The organism is Streptomyces sp. WAC06614, from assembly GCF_003949795.1.
Taxonomy (GTDB): Bacteria; Actinomycetota; Actinomycetes; order Streptomycetales; family Streptomycetaceae; genus Streptomyces.
Map to the genome: position 1 here is coordinate 1 of NZ_RPRY01000784.1, position 637 is coordinate 637.

Below are 637 nucleotides of genomic sequence, written 5' to 3' on the forward strand. Positions count from 1 at the left end.
CGATCGGGGTGTGCAGCGGGAAGGTCCGCTCGACGCCGACACCGAAGCTGACCTTGCGGACCGTGAAGGTCTCCTGCAGGCCACCACCCTGGCGGCGGATCACGACACCCTGGAAGACCTGGACGCGGGACCGGTTGCCCTCGACGACCTTGACGTGCACCTTGACGGTGTCACCGGGGCGGAAGGCGGGGATGTCGTCACGCTTGCTCGCGTTGTCGAGCTCGTTCAGGACGTTGCTCATCAGGTGTCTCTTTCTCGCGCGTGCCACAGGTCACCCACGACTGTCGGTGGTGATGAAGTCATCAGAAGGCTGCCGGTCGGTGGTCACCCCCTGTGGCAGGAGCACCGAAGGGCAGCAGCAGACAATCTTGCCACACGCCCCGCACAGTGACGAAATCAGGACGTGGCGCCTACTTACGGCGACGCCGTTTGCCGAGCAGAACCAGGTCGACCTTCGGCGTCTGGGCCTCCCGGCTGATCTCCCGGTAGCCCGCCTTCCGGTACAGCTCCAGGTTGCGCTCACTCAGCGCGCCCGTGGTCAGCGCGTACGACGTGACCTCGGCGGGCGCGAGCCGCTCCGCCGCCTGCAGCAGGCGGGCGCCGAGCCCACGGCCCTGCCAGTCCGGGGCCACCATCA

The 637-nt window shown here is 67.5% G+C and carries 2 protein-coding genes; both read right to left on the reverse strand.

Annotation, left to right across the window (positions count from 1 at the left end):
* The coding region (gene rplS / locus EF918_RS36480; RefSeq protein ID WP_125653041.1) for a 50S ribosomal protein L19 at nt 1–241 on the reverse strand (241 nt) is incomplete at its 3' end.
* 169 nt (nt 242–410) lie between these two features.
* The coding region (locus tag EF918_RS36485; RefSeq protein WP_125653042.1) for an N-acetyltransferase at nt 411–637 on the reverse strand (227 nt) is incomplete at its 5' end.